Raw genomic sequence first — 18,994 nt, 5'->3', positions numbered from 1 at the left:
TTTGGTTGAATAAATAAGATAAATGTGAGGGTTGCGTTGTGGAACAAGTGAATCGCGATCGACTAGAACAGTTACTGAAACAATTCAGCGCGTTTGGAGCCACTCCGGGGAATGGGGTTTCGCGTCTAGCTTTGTCACAAGCAGATATCGATGCGCGGCATCAATTCCATAGTCATTGTGAAGCCATTGGACTGACCATGAAAGTGGATGATATGGGGAATATGTATGCAATTTTGCCAGGGAAAAAAGACGTTCCGCCGATTGTGATGGGCTCCCATCTTGACTCCGTCCTAAAGGGTGGACGGTTTGATGGAACGCTTGGCGTACTTGCCGGACTTGAAGTGGTGCATACGCTAGTTGAACGTAAAATCGAGCTCAATCATCCGGTGATGGTTGTTAACTTTACGAATGAGGAAGGGGCCCGTTTTGATCCAGCGATGATGTCCTCGGGCGTTCTATCAGGTAAATTTAACAAAGAAGAGATGCTACGATCTAGGGATTCCGAAGGGGTGACGTTCGAAGAAGCATTGAAGCAGAGCGGTTTTGAAGGTGCTGAATGCGACAGGTTAACAGATGCGGCCGCCTATCTTGAACTTCATATTGAGCAAGGGCCCGTGTTGGATACGTATGGCGAGGATATTGCAGTAGTTGAAGGTGTCATGGGAATGGTTTGTTACGAGATTACGCTCAATGGAGAGTCCAACCATGCAGGAACGACACCAATTTCCATGCGAAAAGATGCAATGTTCGCATCAGCAAATGTAATGATGCACTTGCAGCGTGAATTGAAGAAGATGCCTGAAAATCTTGTCTATACAATCGGTCGCATGCACGTAACACCGAATATCCATACTGTCATTCCGAATGAAGTGCGTTTTACACTCGAAGCACGCCATGCGGATTGTGCAGTTATTCGGGAAGTTGAAAAGATTATCGCACGATTGCCGAGTGAAGTGGAGCAATGTGTGATGTCGTATCGAAAGCTTTGGGACCGTGATACTGTCGAGTTTGACACTACGGTTGTCAACGCTGTAAGTGATTCTGCGGTTGCGCTCGGCTACAAAACGCGTCGAATGTATAGCGGAGCTGGTCACGATGCCCAATTCATCGCAACATACATTCCGTCAGCAATGATCTTTGTTCCAAGCACAAAAGGCTATAGCCATCGCGAAGACGAGTATACAGCCTACGAAGCATGTGCAAAAGGAGCAGATGTCCTTTTGCAGACACTCGTGCAATTGGATAAGAAGCTGTCTAATGCTTACGAAAGTGAATTTGTAAAGTGAGTTTGAAAATAGGCTATCGTTGGATGAACGGAAGTTGTTCCGTTTGGATGATAGTTGTTGTGTTGTGTAAAGAAGAATGCGCTTACCATATGTACCGCCGACCTATTCATTGGGAGGCGGATTTTTTTCGCTTTTTCGGGTGCTTGTGAAGAAAGGCATTTTTGCGTTCAAGAAACGCTGTCCCGCGCGTATGCGGCGAACGACAGGATTATGCGGTGTTTGACTCAAGCATGCAGCGTTTAGAGGTTATTTGCCGTGTTAGAGATAGTTATGCGACGTACTGCCTTTTTATGAGATTTTCTCTTTGCGCGGGTGGATTTTTTGAGGGAGTATTTCTATTCGCGCTTAATACTTTTTACAAATTAAGGGTTTGTTTAGAGGGATATTGTCGTTGAGTGATTTTTTTCGGATGCCTGTGCGTGGTTGAATTCAGTCAATTCACTACAATTACATACACATACACAAAACGTGTTGTAGTAGATACGTTTTTAATTTTTTCTCATATAACCATTAAAATTGTTCGAATTAACATGAATGTTTTTGGCACAGGCACCGTCAAAGTCAGGACTGAGTAAGGGGGCAAGCTTGCAACCCTTTTCCTTTGAAATCAGTACGCACGCACGTTTGAATTCAGTTAATTCACTACAATTGCCTATACATCCTACTGAATTGTTGTAGTTGATGTCCGACAAATAACCTAACACTACGGTAGAATAAAGGGTGAATTAATATTATAATTTGGAAAAGAAGTGCGTATACTAAATACTCCTTTTTATGTGAGGTGATTAGTATGTGTGATGAGGAGGATGTTGAAATGGCTACAGAGACAAACTTTCAACGGTTCACTCTTGATGAAGAAGCCTCAAGAAAAATTATTACGCCCCCACGTACTCAAAATCAGACACACAAACACTTTTAACAATATAAAGCTTACTAAATCAGAAAAAATTGCTAATGCAGCAAAAATATTAAATTCTAGAAAATGTAAATAATTAGTTTGTCGAGTTTAATTGATGCGTCTCAAGATGAGGCTGAAATTTATCAATACTTATTATCTTTTCAATGTGAGTTGTAACCAATAAATTCTAGCCTATTTTAAATTTTAATCCTAGATTATTTACTAATCAACACAAAATCCCATTCAAAAGCTGATTTGTTGGCTTTTGAATGGGATTCTCTTTTTCAATTAAAAGATAAAACAAGAATCTGTTTTAGATAAGGTAAACCGACCAAGAACCAACCAATAGAAAGGATTCTGCTAATGACTTACTACACCAAAATTAGACTTCATTTTAATCATAAACTAAAATTAAGTAGGGTGCCTGTGCCAGCATGAATTCATGTTGTTTCTGACAAACGAATGTGTTAAAAGTCTCAAATGGAAAATGACTAAGGCTAATATTCATCTCCACTTTCAATATACTTTTCAACAAATGCAAAAGCAGCATCTAAAGTATGAACGTCAAAGTTCTCTTTTCGTTGTCGTCTGTCCCCAGGTACATGGTGATGATGATGATGTGGTTCTGAATGTACTATAAATTTTTCAAGTGTATCTGGTTCTGCATGAGGTTCATTTTCCCATGCAGAAATGTGACTATAAATGACTCCTTGTTTTGGGGAAATTATTTCCCATGAATAATGGTATTCGATCACATGACCACTTTCATCATATTTTTCAGTAGCATGTAAACCTGTTATTCCATGGATTGGGTGTTCTTTTAGTGGGAATAGAACAGATAATTTGTTGGATGTTCGTTTGAAAGTGGTGAAAATTGAATTTGGTTCTCTTAAGTTCGTATAGTTCTGAAGTAAGTGGTGATACTTGTTCAAAATTTCATGTATATCTGCTGGAAGAAGGATTTCAGTATCAATATTATTTGCCACCAGCTTTCGCTTCTTCAATTAATTTGGATACTAGTATTTCTTTCTCTTCTTCTAAATCTCGCCATTCATAATAGGGACTTGGGTCATCTAACGAATGTATGTTGATGTTTTTGAAAACTTCAAGACAATTCACTGCCTTAAATTTAATTTGAAACTCGAGCAATTCTTGATTAATTTCTTGGATTCGTTCTTGAGTTGTTTGTTTTTGGTGTATCTTTGCTTGGAATACCATTTGCGTTTTTATTGAATAGACAGGATCTTTCCAAATGTCTACTGCATGTTTTGGGATTTTATGATGACTTGTTGTATCTACACATTCTAACCCGTGTTTTATATATTTATTTAACGTAACAGTCGAAATACCTAATTGTTTTGATGCTTGCTTGGGTTTTAGTAGATAATCTTCACGATATAGGAATTCCATTTCTACTCCACCTAATTGGTAATACCAATCCTCAAAGTCGACTTTCAGTTTTCCGAATTCCAAATTTGTAAGAGGAAGCTCCATTGAATGAAATCGATTTAACCAATCAGAGAGATTTTCACGGTTCTTGGCTGTTAAAAAGTAGTCATTTTTGTAATCTAACGGTTTTAAATGGATGCCTATGAGACGATCGGTAAAGCTACTAAGCATTGTGACAAATAATTGATTAAATATTAAACTTGTTTCTTTTTCAATTTTTGTTTTATCTTGGTTACAGTAGGCTTCTGAGATAGCATTTTTAGTCTCTTCATATAAAGCTGTGCTCATACATATCATCCTCCTTACCTCCATCCTAATCACAATTTATCGAAAAGTCAATTTAGTTAATTTGCAATTCGGTGTTTTCGTTAATCTATTCTATTCATTGCCAATACGATTAGTACTTAAACGTTTTATCAGATTGTCCCTTTCTTTCAGTAGATATCGTTTAGTTGAAGGAACTTGAAAGCACCTTGACGGAGCGAGATCCCTTGCAACCGTTTTCAAAAAACACTTTACAACTCAAAAAACACCTCGTATAATTCAAATAGTTATAATATTATAACCTGAATGGAAGGTGAAGCTGTTGAAGATTGATAAGATGGCGACGGTTCCGCTGTATGCTCAGGTGGAGGCGGTGCTTGAAAATCGGATTTCCTCTGGTGTTTGGGAGGAGGGCTATCAGATTCCAACGGAGACGGAGCTTGCTTTGAAGCTTGAAGTGAGTAATATTACGGTGAAACGGGCCATTATGAACCTTGTGGATAAGGGAATGCTTGTGAGGCAACGGGGCAAGGGAACGTTTGTGACGGGCAGGCATATTGAAAAGAATATCCACAAATCCGAGTTTATTAAGATGGATGAGCAAGTGAGTAGTATGCATGATTTGCTGGCGAGTCGTGTCCGAGTGACGAATCCGAACATTGCTAAAAAGCTTGGGAGAGAAGCGGATGCTGAATTTGTCTACTTGGAACGGCTCGGTTATGAAGACGAGAAGAAGGTATCGATTGAGTATACGTTTATTCCGCAAAATCTCTGGCCAGGTGATGAATTTTCCATTAATAAGGATGCATTTATCTATGATGTGTTGAAGATGGATTGTGGGATTACGTTGAAAAGGTCCAAGAACTATTTTTCGGGTGCCGTGGCAAATGAAAAAGAAGTGAAGTTGCTTGGTGTCCGCCCGAATACACCGCTTTTCGTTTGGGAGCGGATCACATATGCCGACACTGGGGAAGCTGTTGAGTATTCGAAGTTTGTCATGAAACAGGACAAAGAGAAATATTATATGGAAATTGAACTTGTGTAAGTCGTGGAAGCCATGCAGTTGCATGCTTTTCCACACACTATAAAGTTATAACATTATACTTAATTAGACAAAGGAGTGGTTTGGGGTCGATTTGCAATGTAGGTGAAAGTGGAAATAGAGGAGGATGGGAATATGGAGAAAAAGAAATGGAAATTGAAGCCACCGACGACAACAGCGTTGCTGATGTTCATGATTGTGCTTGTTGGTTTGTTGACGTACATTGTGCCGGCTGGGCAGTATGACCGGGTGATGGATGAAAAGACTGGGCGAGAGTTGATTGTGGCGGATAGTTTTAGTTACACGGAGCAAACGCCTGTAGGAATCGGGGGCATTTTGTCTTCGGTTTTCGGTGGGATTGTTGGTGCGGCTGAGATTATTGCGTTTGTTTTTATTGTTGGAGGCGTATTTGGCGTTGTTGTGAAGAGTGGTGCCATTAACGCGGCGTTGGCCAAATTAATCGCCCGTCTGAAGGGTAGGGAATCGCTATTCATCATCATTGCAATGACAGCGTTTGCAATAGGTGGGGCGACATTCGGTATGGCGGAAGAAACGTTGCCATTTGTGGCGATTGTGTTAGCAGCAACAATTGCGATGGGGTATGACCGGATTATTGCGGTGTCGATTGTCGTCGTCGGTGTGTATGCGGGTTATTCCGCTGGGCCACTCAATCCGTTTAACGTTGGGATTGCGCAAGGGATTGCGGAACTGCCGCTATTTTCAGGGATAGGCCTACGGACAGTCCTGATGATTGGCGGACTCGTAATCGCGATTCACCACACATTGCGCTATGCAAAAAAAGTGAAGGCTGATCCGAAGAGTGGGTTGCTCTTTGGCGAGGCAGCTATCGAAACGGATGCAATTGTTTTGGTAAATACCGAGATGACGTCGCAACATAAGTGGATCATGGCAGTGCTCGGTTTGTCGCTTGTTGCGCTTGTGTTTGGTGTGTTGAAGTACGGCTGGTATCTTGGAGAAATTTCTGCGCTCATGTTACTCATGGGAATAATTGTCGGAATGATCGCATTTAAAGGCAGTTTCAATCAGTTCACGGATGAATTCATGAAAGGTGCTGCGGATATGACGGCTGCTGCGCTGATCATAGGTTTGTCCCGAGCGATTCTTGTTGTTATGGAAGAGGGGCATATTATTGATACGCTTGTCTATGCTGTGTCGGTTCCGCTCGGTAGTCTTCATAGTGTATTTGCAGCGTGGGGAATGTATCTTTCTCAAGGGTTAATTAATTTCATCATCCCTTCTTCGACAGGTCAGGCGGCCGTCGTCATGCCGATTATGTCTTCAATTAGTGACGTTATCGGCATTAACCGGCAAATTGCTGTGCAAGCTTTCCAATCGGGGGACGGCTATTGGAATATGATTACGCCGACGCATCCGGTACTGATGGCGGCTCTTGGCATTGCAGCTGTTCCGTTTGGCAAGTGGCTTCGCTTTGCTGGTCCACTTGTGCTTAAATGGACAATTTGGACAATGATTATTTTAGCGGTAGGGGTCATGATTGACTGGGGTCCTTATTGAGAGGCAAGCGTTTATTGATGGAATGAAACATTATAATATTATAAACAATTAATTGGATAGATGAACTAGGAGTGAGCAGCTATGGAAAATACGTTAAAGTGGACGATTATTGGTGGAGGAAACGGCGGTCAAACAACAGCAGGGCATCTGGGCATGATGGGATTTGACGTGACGCTGTACGATATATTTGAACAGACGGTAGATCGCATTAATGCGCAAGGCGGCATTCATCTGGAGGATGCGTTGAACGGTTTTGGGAAAGTGACTTGTGCGACAACGGATATGGGAAAAGCGGTGACAGGTGCTGACGTGATTTTTGTCACAGTGCCTGCGACTGCACATGTGAATGTCGCAAAAGCATGTGCGCCATATTTAAAGGACGGACAAATCGTCATCTTGAATCCGGCGGCGACATTCGGCTCGCTTGCGTTTTTGAAGACGTTAGAAGATGAAGGCTGTACGGCGAATGTCGTGCTTGGGGAAACGAACACGTTATTGTATGGCTGTCGCATCATTGAACCGGGTAGGACCCAAGTGTTTGGATTAAAGAACCGGATTTTGACTGCGATTCTGCCTGCGACGGAAACGGAACGAGTCGTTGGAGTGTTACAAACGGCTTTCCCACAATTTGAACCATGTGAAAGTGTTCTCGTTACAAGTTTTGATAACACGAATCCTATTTTGCATCCGGCAACGACGATCTTCAATGCTGGTAAAATCGAATCTGCGGATGAATGGCGCTTTTACGTCGATGGGTTCACGCCAAGCATTGGGCGATATGTCGAACAGATGGATGAAGAGCGCATGGCGATCGGTCGGATGTTCGGACTCAATTTGTTGTCGTGCCGTGAACAAATGGAAGTGGAATACAACGTTTTTGAAGACACACTTGCAAATGCAGTAAGTAAAAACCCAGTGTACCAGGACATTAAAGGGCAAAAGACGTTAGACACCCGTTATTTGACGGAAGATATTCCAATGGGGCTCGTGCCATTTATTGAACTTGGAAAAATGCTCGGCTTGCCAACGACGCATATGGAGAGTGTCGTCGCAATGGGTCAGTTGTTGCTTGGAAAAGACTTGATGGCGGAGGCGAGAACGTTGGCGTCATTAGGGCTTGAAGGGATGGGGAAGGATGCATTTTTGGAGTTTGTACGGACGGGGAGGAAGGCTTGCGGGGAGATTTAGTTGGCGGTTATGCGGCGAACGACAGGTTTATGCGGCGTTTGCCGGGAATATGCGGAGATTGAGACAATTATGCGGCGTTTGAGCAGAATATGCCCCGTTTTCTGGATTTATGCCGCGTACTGCTTTTTTATGAGGAGTTCTTTTGGCGCGGGTGGATTTTTGAGGGTGTAATTCCATTCGCGCTTAATGCTTTTGACAAATTAATGGGTTTGTTTAGAGGGATATTGTCGTTGAGTGAGTATGCGGCGAACGCCTGGATTATGCGGCGATTGAGACAAGTATGCGGAGTTTGATCCGAATATGCCCCGTTTTCTGGATTTATGCCGCGTACTGCCTTTTTATGAGGAGTTCTTTTTACGCGGGTGAATATTTGAGGGAGTATTTCCAATCGCGCTTAATGCTTTTTACAAATTAAGGGTTTTTTTAAAGATATTGTAGTTGCGAGTGAATTTACGTGGGAGTACCTATAGATTATGCTTATTTTGAAAGAAGATGAGCCGATTTCATAAGGAATGCTGCGACGACCCACGTACTAATGGATGGTGAACAGTGCGTGGGTTCACAGTATCAATGGGGTAAGTCGACCCGCAGGGAGTATACCGGTTTACGTTCTATAAAATGCTCCTTCTTTTTCTAATATAGGAAGGGTGGAGCTTTTAAGATAATTATGGAAACAAGATTTTTAGGATGTTCCCAATCACAGAACCACCTAATACGACCTGCAAATGCAGCGTATTGTGCTAAAGGACATTTTCTTCTAGGAAACATCAAACGGGGAAAAACTTCACAACGCCAAATGGGTTCTTAACTCATTTTGAATTGCTTCCAGCTCCTCTTCGTCTGCGATATAGTACCAGATGCCATTCATTGTCTTACCTGTACCTTGTTCGAAAAACAGTTGATTAATCGTTCCGACAGCGCTATTGTAATTCTTCTGCACATCCATTATTTCGTCAAAATCCATATTCGTTCGTACATTTTTGCCGACAGCGTTGAAGATTGACCGATAATTTAACAGACTGTTGAGGGATGCACCTTCTCGTAAAATCGCTTGGACGACGAGTTTTTGCCGGTCTTGGCGTCCAAAATCTCCACGGGGGTCTTCATAGCGCATGCGAATATACGTCAATGCCTCTTCGCCACTCAATGAAATTTGACCTTTCTTAAACGTTGAGCCGCTCGATTTAAATTCCAGCGGGTTTTCTATTGTAATTCCACCAACGGCATCTACAATCTCTTTGAAACTGTCCATATTAACTTGAACCGTATAATCAATAGGAATATCGAGTAGTTGTTCGACAGTACGTAAGGACATATCAATTCCGCCGAAAGCGTACGCGTGGTTAATTTTATCTGAAAAGCCTTTGCCGACAATTTCTGTATACGTATCACGGGGTATACTGAGCATCTTTGTAGATTGGGTCGTTGGATTCACCGTCAACACAATGATGGTATCTGAACGGCCTTTGTCCCCTTCGCGCTCGTCGACTCCTAGTAGTAGAACGGAAAAAGGTTCTTGCTTTTGAACAGATACCGGTTCCTCTCGTTTTTCCGATACAGTTCGATCAAGTGGTTTATGTATTTCCTTTACTGTGTCTGTGAATTTCATATACACGGATATTCCAAAAATAAGAATACCGATAAAGATTAGCCCTAAGGTCGCGACAATCCACTGCCACTTTTTGAACTTGCGTTTTTTCATAATTAAACCTCCATGTACAATAGGTAAAATAGCAAATGTAGGTGATTCTAGATGAAGATAGAGTCGACAAGCCCGACATTCGGGAATTACTTCCAATATTAAATAGTATATTGATAAAAACGATTATAGGCAAAATTCCGATATAGGATGCTTAGTAGTTACCTACACGACATGCAGTTCTAATTCGTTGTGCCTGCTGTGTGGGTGCGTGCGAGGAACGGCAATTGAGAAATGATGAAAAATACATTTATCTGTTCTAAGATGTTGCATGCGAAAAGTTGAATACTCTGCAATTGATGAAATCAGATAGTGCCCGTCTGATAATAGGTGGACGCTTGGATATCTGTTTTTCTACAAACAAAGGTAGTATCAGTCATTGAAGGGTTTTCTTAACTTTTACCGAATTATTGTAATGAGGTGAAGAAGAGAATGATTACATTCAAAGCACTGCTAGGTAAACTAGCTCCCCAAGGTATTAGGTTAGCAGCTGGAGTAACAAAAGTCGATTCAACTTTTACATACATAAATGTCCAAGAGTTTCCCTTGAAGAGTGAACGGATTCGATCAGGGGGATTAATATTAACGACGCTGGCATCCTTTGAGAGTATCGATAATATTTTTGAACATCTCTCATGGTTCATAGCGCGTGGCGTCCGTGGTATCGGAATTAGTGAAATTCTGATTGGGCAAGTACCAGAAGAGGTGATAAAGTTTTGCGAACGACACGAATTTCCTCTTCTCATTATTCCTGGACCAGTTCCTTATAGTGAGGTATATCAAGCGTATCATGGATTACTCTTAGAAGAATCCAATGAAATTAGCAGAAAGATCGAGGATATTAATCTTTCCTTAATGAATGTAGTAGCACTAGAAATTCCATATGAAAAAAGTATAGCGCTGCTAATCAATACGATGGGTAAGTACATGAAGGCACCCATTGTCTATGTCAATCAATTGTTTGGAATCGAAGGAGTCTGGGGCAAGCGAGAAATGGATCCAGAGTTGATTGTCCAGGCTGCAGTAAGTGAATTCCAATATGCTGAGTTGGAAACTGACAGCTTGGCAAGTATTCCATTTCAGGTAGACTATGCAGAAATGACTCATGAATTTATTGCTTATCCGATTATAAATGGACAAGAATCATATGGGTATTTGTTGATAGGGATGAAAGAGCGATTTAATCTGCTTGAGCATTCGATTATTAAGCATGGGAAAACAGCACTTCTATTAGTGGCAGTGAAGAATAAAACGATGGATAAGTATTTAAAGAACGAGAAGATTATTATGCTTGAAACGATTTTAAACAATAGTAAGCAAACTGATAACAAAGTAGAATTGTTGCCTGCTTTACAAAAGGAAAGCCAAATTCATATTCTTGCTACTGAACAACGAGAAAAATTAGGTGCTGTATTTGAAGATGTACACCGATTACTTAACAGTATTGATCCACATCCGCTCGTCTGGCTGTATGAACAAAAAATCATCTATTTAGCATTTGAGCCCATTCCATCAACCTTGATAAATAAAATAATTCGTAAGCATGTGCAACTACTATGGGGGCAAAGTGAATGGTCGATAAATGACACATCTGAAGATATTGCAAAGAAATATAACCAGGCGCTCATAAGTGTGCGACACGGGATGAAGAGAGGTTTTCAGGTCATATCATGGGAGGACGTAGGAATTGATGGATTATTGAGAAGACTAGCAGACGACGAGATTGGGAAAGAACGAGCAGAGAGCCTTCTGCAGCCATTAATAGAGTATGACCAACAGGAAAACAGCGAGCTGCTAAAGACGTTAAAGGTGTATTTGAGCTCGTTTTTAAATCTAAAAGAAAGTGCAGAGAAATTGTTCATTCATCGAAACACAGTGAAATACCGAATTAAAAAAATTGAGGAACTGTATGGCGGTATTAGTTTCGATGACACAGATACCTTTTTGTATTTCTTAATGGCCGTCAAGGTTTATGAAATGATTTAGGAATAATGAACGGAGGATGTTGTTCATAGTAGACAATATTTCTCTGTTTTTTTGTTGCTCTTAAACAATGATTTAACAGTGAGAATAATCTAAAATAATTGTAAACTATGAGAGGGAGATGATAACATGTATTTGTTTGGCCTAATTGCTTATTTATTTTTGATGGTTGTCATTGGCTATTTTGCTTCACGTAAAGTAAAAAGCTCTGATGACTATTTGGTTGCAGGGCGAGGTCTATCACTGCCGGTGCTTGTGGGAACGCTTACTGCTGGTTGGCTTGGCGCAGGAACGGTTGTAGGTTACGCTTCTATTGGCTACAACAATGGGTTTGGTGCCCTTTGGTGGGCGGTTGGTGGTTTGTCAGGTGCTCTCATAATTGTGATTATGGCTAAGAAATTGAGAGCCATTGCCAAGTATACAGTGCCTGATTTGCTTGAGCTTCGATTCAGTCCGCTAGCAAGGATTTTAGGTGCGATTCCGATCATCTTAGCATTTACAGCAATTGTTGGCTATCAGATGAAGGCGGTGGGGTATGTCCTAGAAGTAATTATGAATATTGATGCTCGAACAGGTTTAATCATTGGAGCATTTGTTGTCATTGCTTACACGGTGGCTGGTGGAATGATTTCAGTTGCTTATACGGATGTTGCTCAATATGTGTTGCTTATCGTTGGATTAATTATCGCGACGCCGATCGCTTTCAAGGCGGCTGGTGGATTTGCGGGATGGAATGAAACATTGCCTGTCACTCATTTTGAGCCAACCGGTGGACTAGGAATAATAGGGGCATTAGCGGTGTTACTTCCGTTTTTTATGCTGGCGACGGTTGATCAGAACTTGTATCAAAGGATGTTTTCAGCAGAAAGTGCAAAGACGGCTAAAAAAGGTGCCATTATTGCTTTGATCAGTGCTTCCTTCGTTATGGTAATGGTGTTCTTTATTTCCTTATCGTCCAGATCATTATTCCCTAATATCAAAGGAGATTTAGCTGTCTACACCGTAGCAACCGACTTACTAAATCCGGTTCTAGGAACGGTGCTGCTCATTGCAGTTCTATCCATTATCATGTCAACATCCGATTCGTATTTGCTGTCTCCTGCGACGAATATTGTTAAAGACATATACGTCCGTTTTATGAAACCTGAAGCATCAGACCGATCAATTCTTCTGCAAACCCGTATATGGGTTGTCATTCTTGGTGTATTGGCATTATCTGGCGCATTGTGGTTTGAAACGGTCCTTCAATATGCGATGGTTGCTTATACGATTTACGGAGCAGGCGTATTTTTCCCAATTGTTACGTCTTTCTTTTGGAAAGGAGCAACAAATGCAGGTGCTGTTTCTGCAATAATCGGGGGCACGATTTCAACAATCGTATGGGAGTTCTTTATTACTTCCACGATTCCGACAATCTATATCGGAGGAACGACTTCGTTAGTCTTGCTAATTGCGGTGTCTTTAGTAACAAAACATGCAGCAAGCGAAGATATAGACTTGTTTATCCGTGATGCAAAAGAAGATGTAGAAGAAACAATTGAGGAGAAGACAACAATCATTCCAGGAAGTTTAGTGGAGTAGGAGATGGGATTATGAGGAAAGTACTTGTAAATTGTTCATTGCTGGATGGAATTAAAGACGATGTGCAGTCGAATTCATATATCATAATTGAGGATCAGAATATTGTTGACGTAGGCACTGGGATTCCAAATGTAGGTCCAAATGATGAAGTAATTAATCTCGACGGGAAATTTGTTCTACCCGGGCTAATTGATTGTCATGTCCATTTAGTTTGGGATGGAAGTGATGACCCGCAAAGTGAGATTCATCATCTTGACGAGGCTGAAGTGACTTTGCTCGCCTATCGGAATGCAAAGGATACGTTGGAGCTCGGCATTACGACTGTCAGAGATGTTGCTTCTCCAGGCAAAAGTGTCATTCATTTGCGGAATTACATTAATAAAGGAGTTCTGCCTGGCCCGACAATTGTTGCCTCAGGCCGTGCAATTTGTATGACAGGTGGGCATGTCCACTATCTTGGTCGAGAGGCTGATGGAGCGGACGAGGTGCGAAAAGCGACTAGGGAACTGATGAAAGAAGGCGCAGACCTTATTAAAGTGATGGCGACTGGAGGTATTTACACATTCGGAGAGGAGCCCGGTTCTGCGCAGCTTACAGTGGATGAATTAAGGGCAGCTGTTGAAGAGGCGCGAAAGAAGAATAAAAAAGTCGCTGCCCATGCTGAAGGGCTGGATGGGATAAGGAATTGCCTTGAAGTCGGCATTGATACAATTGAACATGGAATTTTTGCTGACGAAGCGTCGTTAATTCAAATGAGAGAACAGGGAACGTATTTAGTTCCAACAATGATTGTTATGAAACGGTTGGCTGTCGATGAAAAAATACCAGGTTGGGCATTGGAAAAGGCAAAAGAAGTCGTAGGCCCTCATCAGTGGATGCTGGAGAATGCAATTCAGCTAGGGGTAAAGATTGCTACCGGTACGGATTGTGGATCACCCGTAACCCCTCCAAAGTATTATTTCGATGAATTGCTCATTATGGAAGACGCTGGAATGAAGGCGATTGATGTTATCCACGCTTCTACTCGAATTGCAGCTGAATGTATCGGATTAGAAGACCGGGGAGTAATAGCCTCTGGGAAGAAAGCCGATCTGATTGTAGTTGATAAAAACCCATTAGCAAACTTAGCTGTTCTGAAGGAAAAGAAGCAGGTCATGAAAAATGGTGAATTTGTGTTTGGAACTGTGAAGCAGTCAAATCCGAAAGTTGAGACGTTTTCGTAAAGAAGGGAGAAGCTCATTTGTCACAAAGAGAAGAGATTATTTCTGGATTGACGCTGTTAGTGGGTGAGGATTTCGATGAAGTCCACGGCTGTGCAATATGGGTAAAGAATGGAGAAATCCATGCAATTCTTCCCGAGAATGAGCTACCGGAAGGGGTGCCAGTTATTCAGTTTGAGGGTGGTTACCTGTTTCCGGGTTTGATTGATCTACATGTTCATTTAATATGGTCAGGTGGCAAAGATCCGGTTGGTGACTTGGAAAAGGAGAGTATTGAACAAACGATCATCCGATCTGTCGCTAACTGCCATCAACAAGTCTACAACGGTGTTACGACTGTAAGAGACCTAGGTTCCGTTGATGACATTGCATTGGAGTTGGCGGACGCCGTCGAATCTTCGGTCATATCAGGACCCAGAATTATTGCTTCAGGCAAGACAATTACAATGACAGGAGGCCATGACCCGTTTTGGGCAAGGTTCGCAGATGGCCCAATTGAAGCCTTAAAGGCGACGAGAGAGCAAATCTATAAAAATGCTCAAGTCATCAAAGTGAGTGCGACAGGCGGGGTCTACGGTCGATCGAAGGGAGAGCTAGCAGAAAACGCAGAACTGAACTTAGAAGAATTGACTGTTATTTGTTCAGAAGCTCATCGATTTGGACTACAAGTCGCTTCCCATGCGATTGGCAGGGAAGGAATCGAGAATTCGATAAAGGCAGGCGTGAATACAATTGAACACGGACATTACCTAGATGACCCTCTCATTGACCTGATGATTGATCGGGAAGTCGCCTGGATTCCTACATTATATGTATATCAAGTCATTGCTCAAGCAGATGGAATTCCTGCCTATGCACATGAGAAAGCAAAGAGAATTACAGAAATTCATCAATCAGCATTCAAGCGTTATTTTAAAAGTGGAGTGCTCATCGGCGCAGGCTCTGATGCAGGTTCCTGTGATACACCGCATCCTTCAGTAATCGAGGAAATCACACTCATGGCAGACCTGACGGGCGAGATAAAAGAATCACTGAAGACAGCCACGGTTCATGCAGGAAAGATTTTGAAAATGAATGTAGGGCAGATTAGGGAAGGGTTTAAAGCTGATTTTATTGTTTTGGAAAATAATCCAGCTGAGGATATCCACTGGCTCCGCGATGTTCAGGCGGTTTATGTGGAAGGTGTGCGGGTTAGGTGAATGAAAAAGGGGCTAGTGTTCCAATGAATTCAGATAAATAGTTTTCAAGTGAAAAATACAACTAGTTGCAGGAAATCTTGAATGAAAGTATCTAATACAATCCACTCAAACATTAACAAAACGAGAGGAAGTCGGTTTGGAGACAATTAATCGGCTTCCTCTTAATAATTGAACACATCGTAAACTGTTTTAAGAATTGCAATTAAACCTTTAATGCATAAGCCCAATTGCTTTCATCCATTTTTCTCACAAAATCTTCTAAAACCTGCAAGACAACTTCCTCCAGCTTCTTACCTTTTTCCAATGTCGCAACACTTGGATCTCCTGACGCGCCGGTCGGAGTCAATTCTTCAAATCTCCATTTAATTTCAACGTGTTCTGGTAGGTCTGGAATATTCCCTTTGGCATATTCCATTTGAATGTAATCCTCAAAAAGAGCTAAGCCCATCGATGTTTCACATTCTCCAGCATGGCCAAGTCCATTCCATTTTTCGAAGAAATTTTCGGGAACCATTTTACCTGCAGCCACCCACCAGTCATTAAAGGATGCAATAGTTACATGCGGATGTTCGACTTTGACAGCCCGTGCAGCTAATTCAATTGGAGCAATATTTCCATCATGTCCATTTATGATTAAGATTTTAGTGATTCCATTTCTTATGATTTCTTGTAAAACTTCTTTTATGACATTTATGATTGTTTCCGGTTTAAGACTTATTGTGAAGGGAAGATCGTTATAATGCTCGCTTAGTCCATAATTGATTGGTGGTAGAACCATCATGCCTTCTACACGCTGCGCTAGTTTCTCTGAGAGAATGTTAGAGATGAGAGCATCAGTTCCAAATGGCATATGACTCCCATGCGTTTCAAATGCCCCGACACCGAAAACCACTTTGTCAATTTTCAATTGTTGAAATTGGTGATAGGTCATATTTGTTCCGATTTTTGTCATTTGAATATCCTCCATTCAATCTATTTCTAACGTATGCGTTTTTGAGTCGGCTGTGAAACGATAAATAATTGGATATAGTATAATTGTGATAAGTAATGCGACTAGTCCTGATGGTAATCCAAATGGCAATACAATACCATACTCGAATACCAGTCCTAAGGTTGCCCCGATTAAAAAAGAGAGAATACCTGCCATTTTATATTTTGCTTGCGTATTAATTTCCTCAACTTTATAGGAACCTTTTTTGACGATAAAATAGTCTGCAATTAGAGGACCAGCCAATGGAAGGAATGCGGCACCTAAGATAGTAATGAAATCCGCAAAAAAGATTTGGTAGAAAGCTAAAGAACCGATGATTGTACCAACTATTCCTGTGACTAATACGATTTTCTGGCGATTTACTTTTTTCTTGTAGGATGAAATAACTGGCCCTACATAGAGCGAGTTGCAATATAACTCGGCGTTATTGGTCGTCCATAAAGATGTTGTCCATGCCACAACTCCAATTAGGGCAAAAAAGATACCTTTATCAATCATCCATTCAACATAGTTGAATTGGCCAACTGAAACAGCACCGATATAGCCTACAAAGTTAAGTAATGGATTTGTGAGGACGAAACAAGCGATTGCACCTGCGAACACTGCTTTTACGGATTTGTTAAATCTAAATAGGTCAACACCCATTACAACTCCTGCAATCCAACTTCCCATAACAATTGTAATTGCAGTTCCTATACCTAGCCCTTCAATTTGATTGGCCTTCGTCATAAAACTTCCTATTCCGCCACCTTCGTTTAACATTCCGATTCCGACGATGATTGCGATGATTAGGATGACTGGAGCAACTGGGATAGCAACCGCTTCAATAGCTTTCATTCCTTTATAGGCAGTATAGGTGAAAATTAATCCAAAAACTGCGCATGCTAAAAAATTTTCAAGTGTAATTGAAGGGATATCTGTGTAGCCTAATGATGCAGGATTGAATACCGTTATTCCTGTTGGATTACCAATTAATGAACTCCAGATTTGTCCAACCATACCAGTAATGCTAGCAAACCAGCCTAAAGTTAATAAAGCCATGACAAACAAGGGTAAATTACTCCCGATTGAGCCATAAGAATATCTACTGATTAAAGCCAAATTCAATCCTGTCTTCTGTGCCATGATTCCTAGCAATGTCGTCAGTACAAGTAACACGCCCATTCCGATCCCAATTGCCCATATGGCTTTACCAGGAGAGACTCCTGGCTGTCCTCCGAATCCTGCAAGAACTCCACCAACAAATAATCCAGTCACTACATACCCAAAACCCACCCAAACCATAACCTGTTTCCAAGTAGGCCGTCGCTCAGAATGTGGCACAGGAGATAGCATAAACTCACTGTCTTCATGTGCGAAATTCAAGTTGGAATTCACTTCTCTAGTCATTTAATCCTCCTCCGATTTTGTTAATTAACCATATTCGATTGGAAGGCTAAATATGTTGCGAATGTCCTATAATTACTTATTTTCGCTATATGCAATTGGAAGAACTTTGATACAGTTAAATGAGTTGGCTCTGCACTGTCGAATACAGTGAATAAATTAAAATTACAATTATACATACAAACCATTGCAAATTAATTAGTCATGCAGCTTGTGCTTATCGCTTTGTTGGCCGTTTGTTCGCTAATTTGTATGGTGGGGGATAAACGCTCGCACATTATTGGAAGGGAAACGATTTGGTGCGAGTCTGTTTTGGTGGATTAGATTGGTAGAAATCCAGTGTATGGAAGGCAACGTGTACTATTTCTCCGTCGTTAAATACACGTACGTATGACCAACAGACCGGCTTAACAATGAGGTATGGTATGAATTTGAAGAGGATGGAATAGTGCATTGATTGGGTGAGGAATTATTGTTCCTGGCATTGTCAGAACGCAAAAGGCTATTTTTGTTCTTACTTTATCCTCTTCACTTTCCCGTCAGAGGTAGTACCTTCGAATATCAATTCTCCATAAGGATCGACACTATAATCGTAGTAAAGAAATCCATTTTCGGATACGAGTCTATTCAAATGAATCGGTTCGTTGTTAGAAGAATGGGATACGACTGTATCAAAATACTTGTCTGGATCCATGACCAAAACTAGATGTAGACTCTTTTTCTTTGCAAATTGTAAAGTCTCTTCCATTATTTTGAAGGGTTTATTCTTATCCGTTATGGACAGCTCATCTGTGACCGACCAACCCCAAAAACCTTTGGTAAGCCCTTCAGCATAAGGTTTTATGGCAATCTCCTGTTTATCATTTATAACATGTACCACAGCCGGCTGCCCTTCTACAACATCTAATGCGGCACTTGCTGAATTATTTATGATAAATTCATCCCAAATCATGAATTTAAATAAAAAGAGTCCAATGAGTAGTGTGAAGCTGATTACACTTGTGTTTAAGGTTTTATTACGCTTTTGTTCTGTCATCTAAAAGCCCCCATTCTTTTTAGACACATTTGATGTTTATTGCACAAGTTGGTTCGTTTTTTAACAATGGAGATGAAAGTGACTAGAAAGGAGAATGGGAATTTACCCTCTATAATAAAACTCCATTGTATCGTTTATTGCTATCAATCTCGTAAAACAATTGAAAATAGACAGGTTCCTGTTAATGGTGTATTTCTGTCAACTCACTACGATTACATTTTAATAAGCGATGTTTG

At 41.1% G+C, this 18,994-nt stretch carries 14 protein-coding genes; 8 read left to right on the top strand and 6 right to left on the bottom strand.

The window, feature by feature from the left end:
• The first annotated feature begins 38 nt into the window (after window positions 1-38).
• On the top strand, window positions 39-1,286 hold the full coding sequence (locus QT711_RS07925) for a Zn-dependent hydrolase (protein WP_317943242.1): 1,248 nt from the start codon (window positions 39-41) through the stop codon (window positions 1,284-1,286).
• Between the two features lie 1,395 nt (window positions 1,287-2,681).
• On the opposite strand, the gene QT711_RS07920 is transcribed toward QT711_RS07925, so the two are convergent.
• A complete protein-coding gene (locus QT711_RS07920; protein ID WP_317943240.1) occupies window positions 2,682-3,188 on the bottom strand; it encodes a DUF6516 family protein in 507 nt (168 codons plus the stop codon).
• A complete protein-coding gene (locus QT711_RS07915; protein WP_317943239.1) occupies window positions 3,160-3,921 on the bottom strand; it encodes a DNA-binding protein in 762 nt (253 codons plus the stop codon). Before QT711_RS07915 ends, QT711_RS07920 begins: the two co-directional genes overlap by 29 nt.
• Before the next feature lie 298 nt (window positions 3,922-4,219).
• Between QT711_RS07915 and QT711_RS07910 the strand changes: the two genes are divergently transcribed.
• The 3 genes from QT711_RS07910 to QT711_RS07900 all read left to right on the top strand — a co-directional run bounded on the left by QT711_RS07910 (window position 4,220) and on the right by QT711_RS07900 (window position 7,663).
• On the top strand, window positions 4,220-4,942 hold the full coding sequence (locus tag QT711_RS07910; protein WP_317943237.1) for a GntR family transcriptional regulator: 723 nt from the start codon (window positions 4,220-4,222) through the stop codon (window positions 4,940-4,942).
• 132 nt (window positions 4,943-5,074) lie between these two features.
• Window positions 5,075-6,475 carry a YfcC family protein gene (locus tag QT711_RS07905; protein ID WP_317943235.1) on the top strand — a complete coding sequence of 467 codons (1,401 nt, stop codon included), beginning with the start codon at window positions 5,075-5,077 and terminating at the stop codon, window positions 6,473-6,475.
• 81 nt (window positions 6,476-6,556) lie between these two features.
• Complete coding sequence (locus tag QT711_RS07900) at window positions 6,557-7,663, top strand: NAD/NADP octopine/nopaline dehydrogenase family protein (protein WP_317943233.1); 1,107 nt, start codon at window positions 6,557-6,559, stop codon at window positions 7,661-7,663.
• Window positions 7,664-8,447: 784 nt separating this feature from the next.
• Here the strand turns inward: QT711_RS07900 and QT711_RS07895 are convergent.
• Window positions 8,448-9,365: an LCP family glycopolymer transferase gene (locus tag QT711_RS07895; RefSeq protein WP_317943232.1), complete on the bottom strand. Its 918-nt coding sequence runs from the start codon at window positions 9,363-9,365 to the stop codon at window positions 8,448-8,450.
• 429 nt (window positions 9,366-9,794) lie between these two features.
• Between QT711_RS07895 and QT711_RS07890 the strand changes: the two genes are divergently transcribed.
• The 4 genes from QT711_RS07890 to QT711_RS07875 all read left to right on the top strand — a co-directional run bounded on the left by QT711_RS07890 (window position 9,795) and on the right by QT711_RS07875 (window position 15,345).
• Window positions 9,795-11,348 (top strand): helix-turn-helix domain-containing protein, encoded by a 1,554-nt coding sequence (locus QT711_RS07890; RefSeq protein WP_317943230.1) that lies wholly within the window; start codon window positions 9,795-9,797, stop codon window positions 11,346-11,348.
• 126 nt (window positions 11,349-11,474) lie between these two features.
• The gene (locus QT711_RS07885) at window positions 11,475-12,926 is read left to right on the top strand and encodes a sodium:solute symporter family protein (RefSeq protein WP_317943229.1); all 1,452 of its coding nucleotides are present in this window, start codon (window positions 11,475-11,477) and stop codon (window positions 12,924-12,926) included.
• Window positions 12,927-12,937: 11 nt separating this feature from the next.
• Entirely contained in the window at window positions 12,938-14,149 is a 1,212-nt protein-coding gene (locus tag QT711_RS07880) for a metal-dependent hydrolase family protein (RefSeq protein ID WP_317943228.1), read from the top strand.
• Between the two features lie 17 nt (window positions 14,150-14,166).
• A complete protein-coding gene (locus tag QT711_RS07875; RefSeq protein ID WP_317943226.1) occupies window positions 14,167-15,345 on the top strand; it encodes a metal-dependent hydrolase family protein in 1,179 nt (392 codons plus the stop codon).
• A 202-nt stretch (window positions 15,346-15,547) separates the two neighbouring features.
• Here QT711_RS07875 and QT711_RS07870 read toward each other — a convergent pair whose 3' ends face one another.
• From QT711_RS07870 to QT711_RS07860, 3 genes are all read right to left on the bottom strand, one after another.
• Entirely contained in the window at window positions 15,548-16,297 is a 750-nt protein-coding gene (locus QT711_RS07870) for a creatininase family protein (protein WP_317943224.1), read from the bottom strand.
• Between the two features lie 15 nt (window positions 16,298-16,312).
• On the bottom strand, window positions 16,313-17,725 hold the full coding sequence (locus tag QT711_RS07865) for a purine-cytosine permease family protein (protein ID WP_317943222.1): 1,413 nt from the start codon (window positions 17,723-17,725) through the stop codon (window positions 16,313-16,315).
• Between the two features lie 511 nt (window positions 17,726-18,236).
• On the bottom strand, window positions 18,237-18,758 hold the full coding sequence (locus QT711_RS07860; protein ID WP_317943220.1) for a hypothetical protein: 522 nt from the start codon (window positions 18,756-18,758) through the stop codon (window positions 18,237-18,239).
• Window positions 18,759-18,994: the final 236 nt, after the last annotated feature.

The sequence above is a fragment of the Sporosarcina saromensis genome (genome assembly GCF_033253735.1).
Taxonomy (GTDB): Bacteria; Bacillota; Bacilli; order Bacillales_A; family Planococcaceae; genus Sporosarcina; species Sporosarcina saromensis.
The sequence above is the reverse complement of the archived record's forward strand: the minus strand, read 5'-3'. Positions and strand labels throughout refer to the sequence as shown.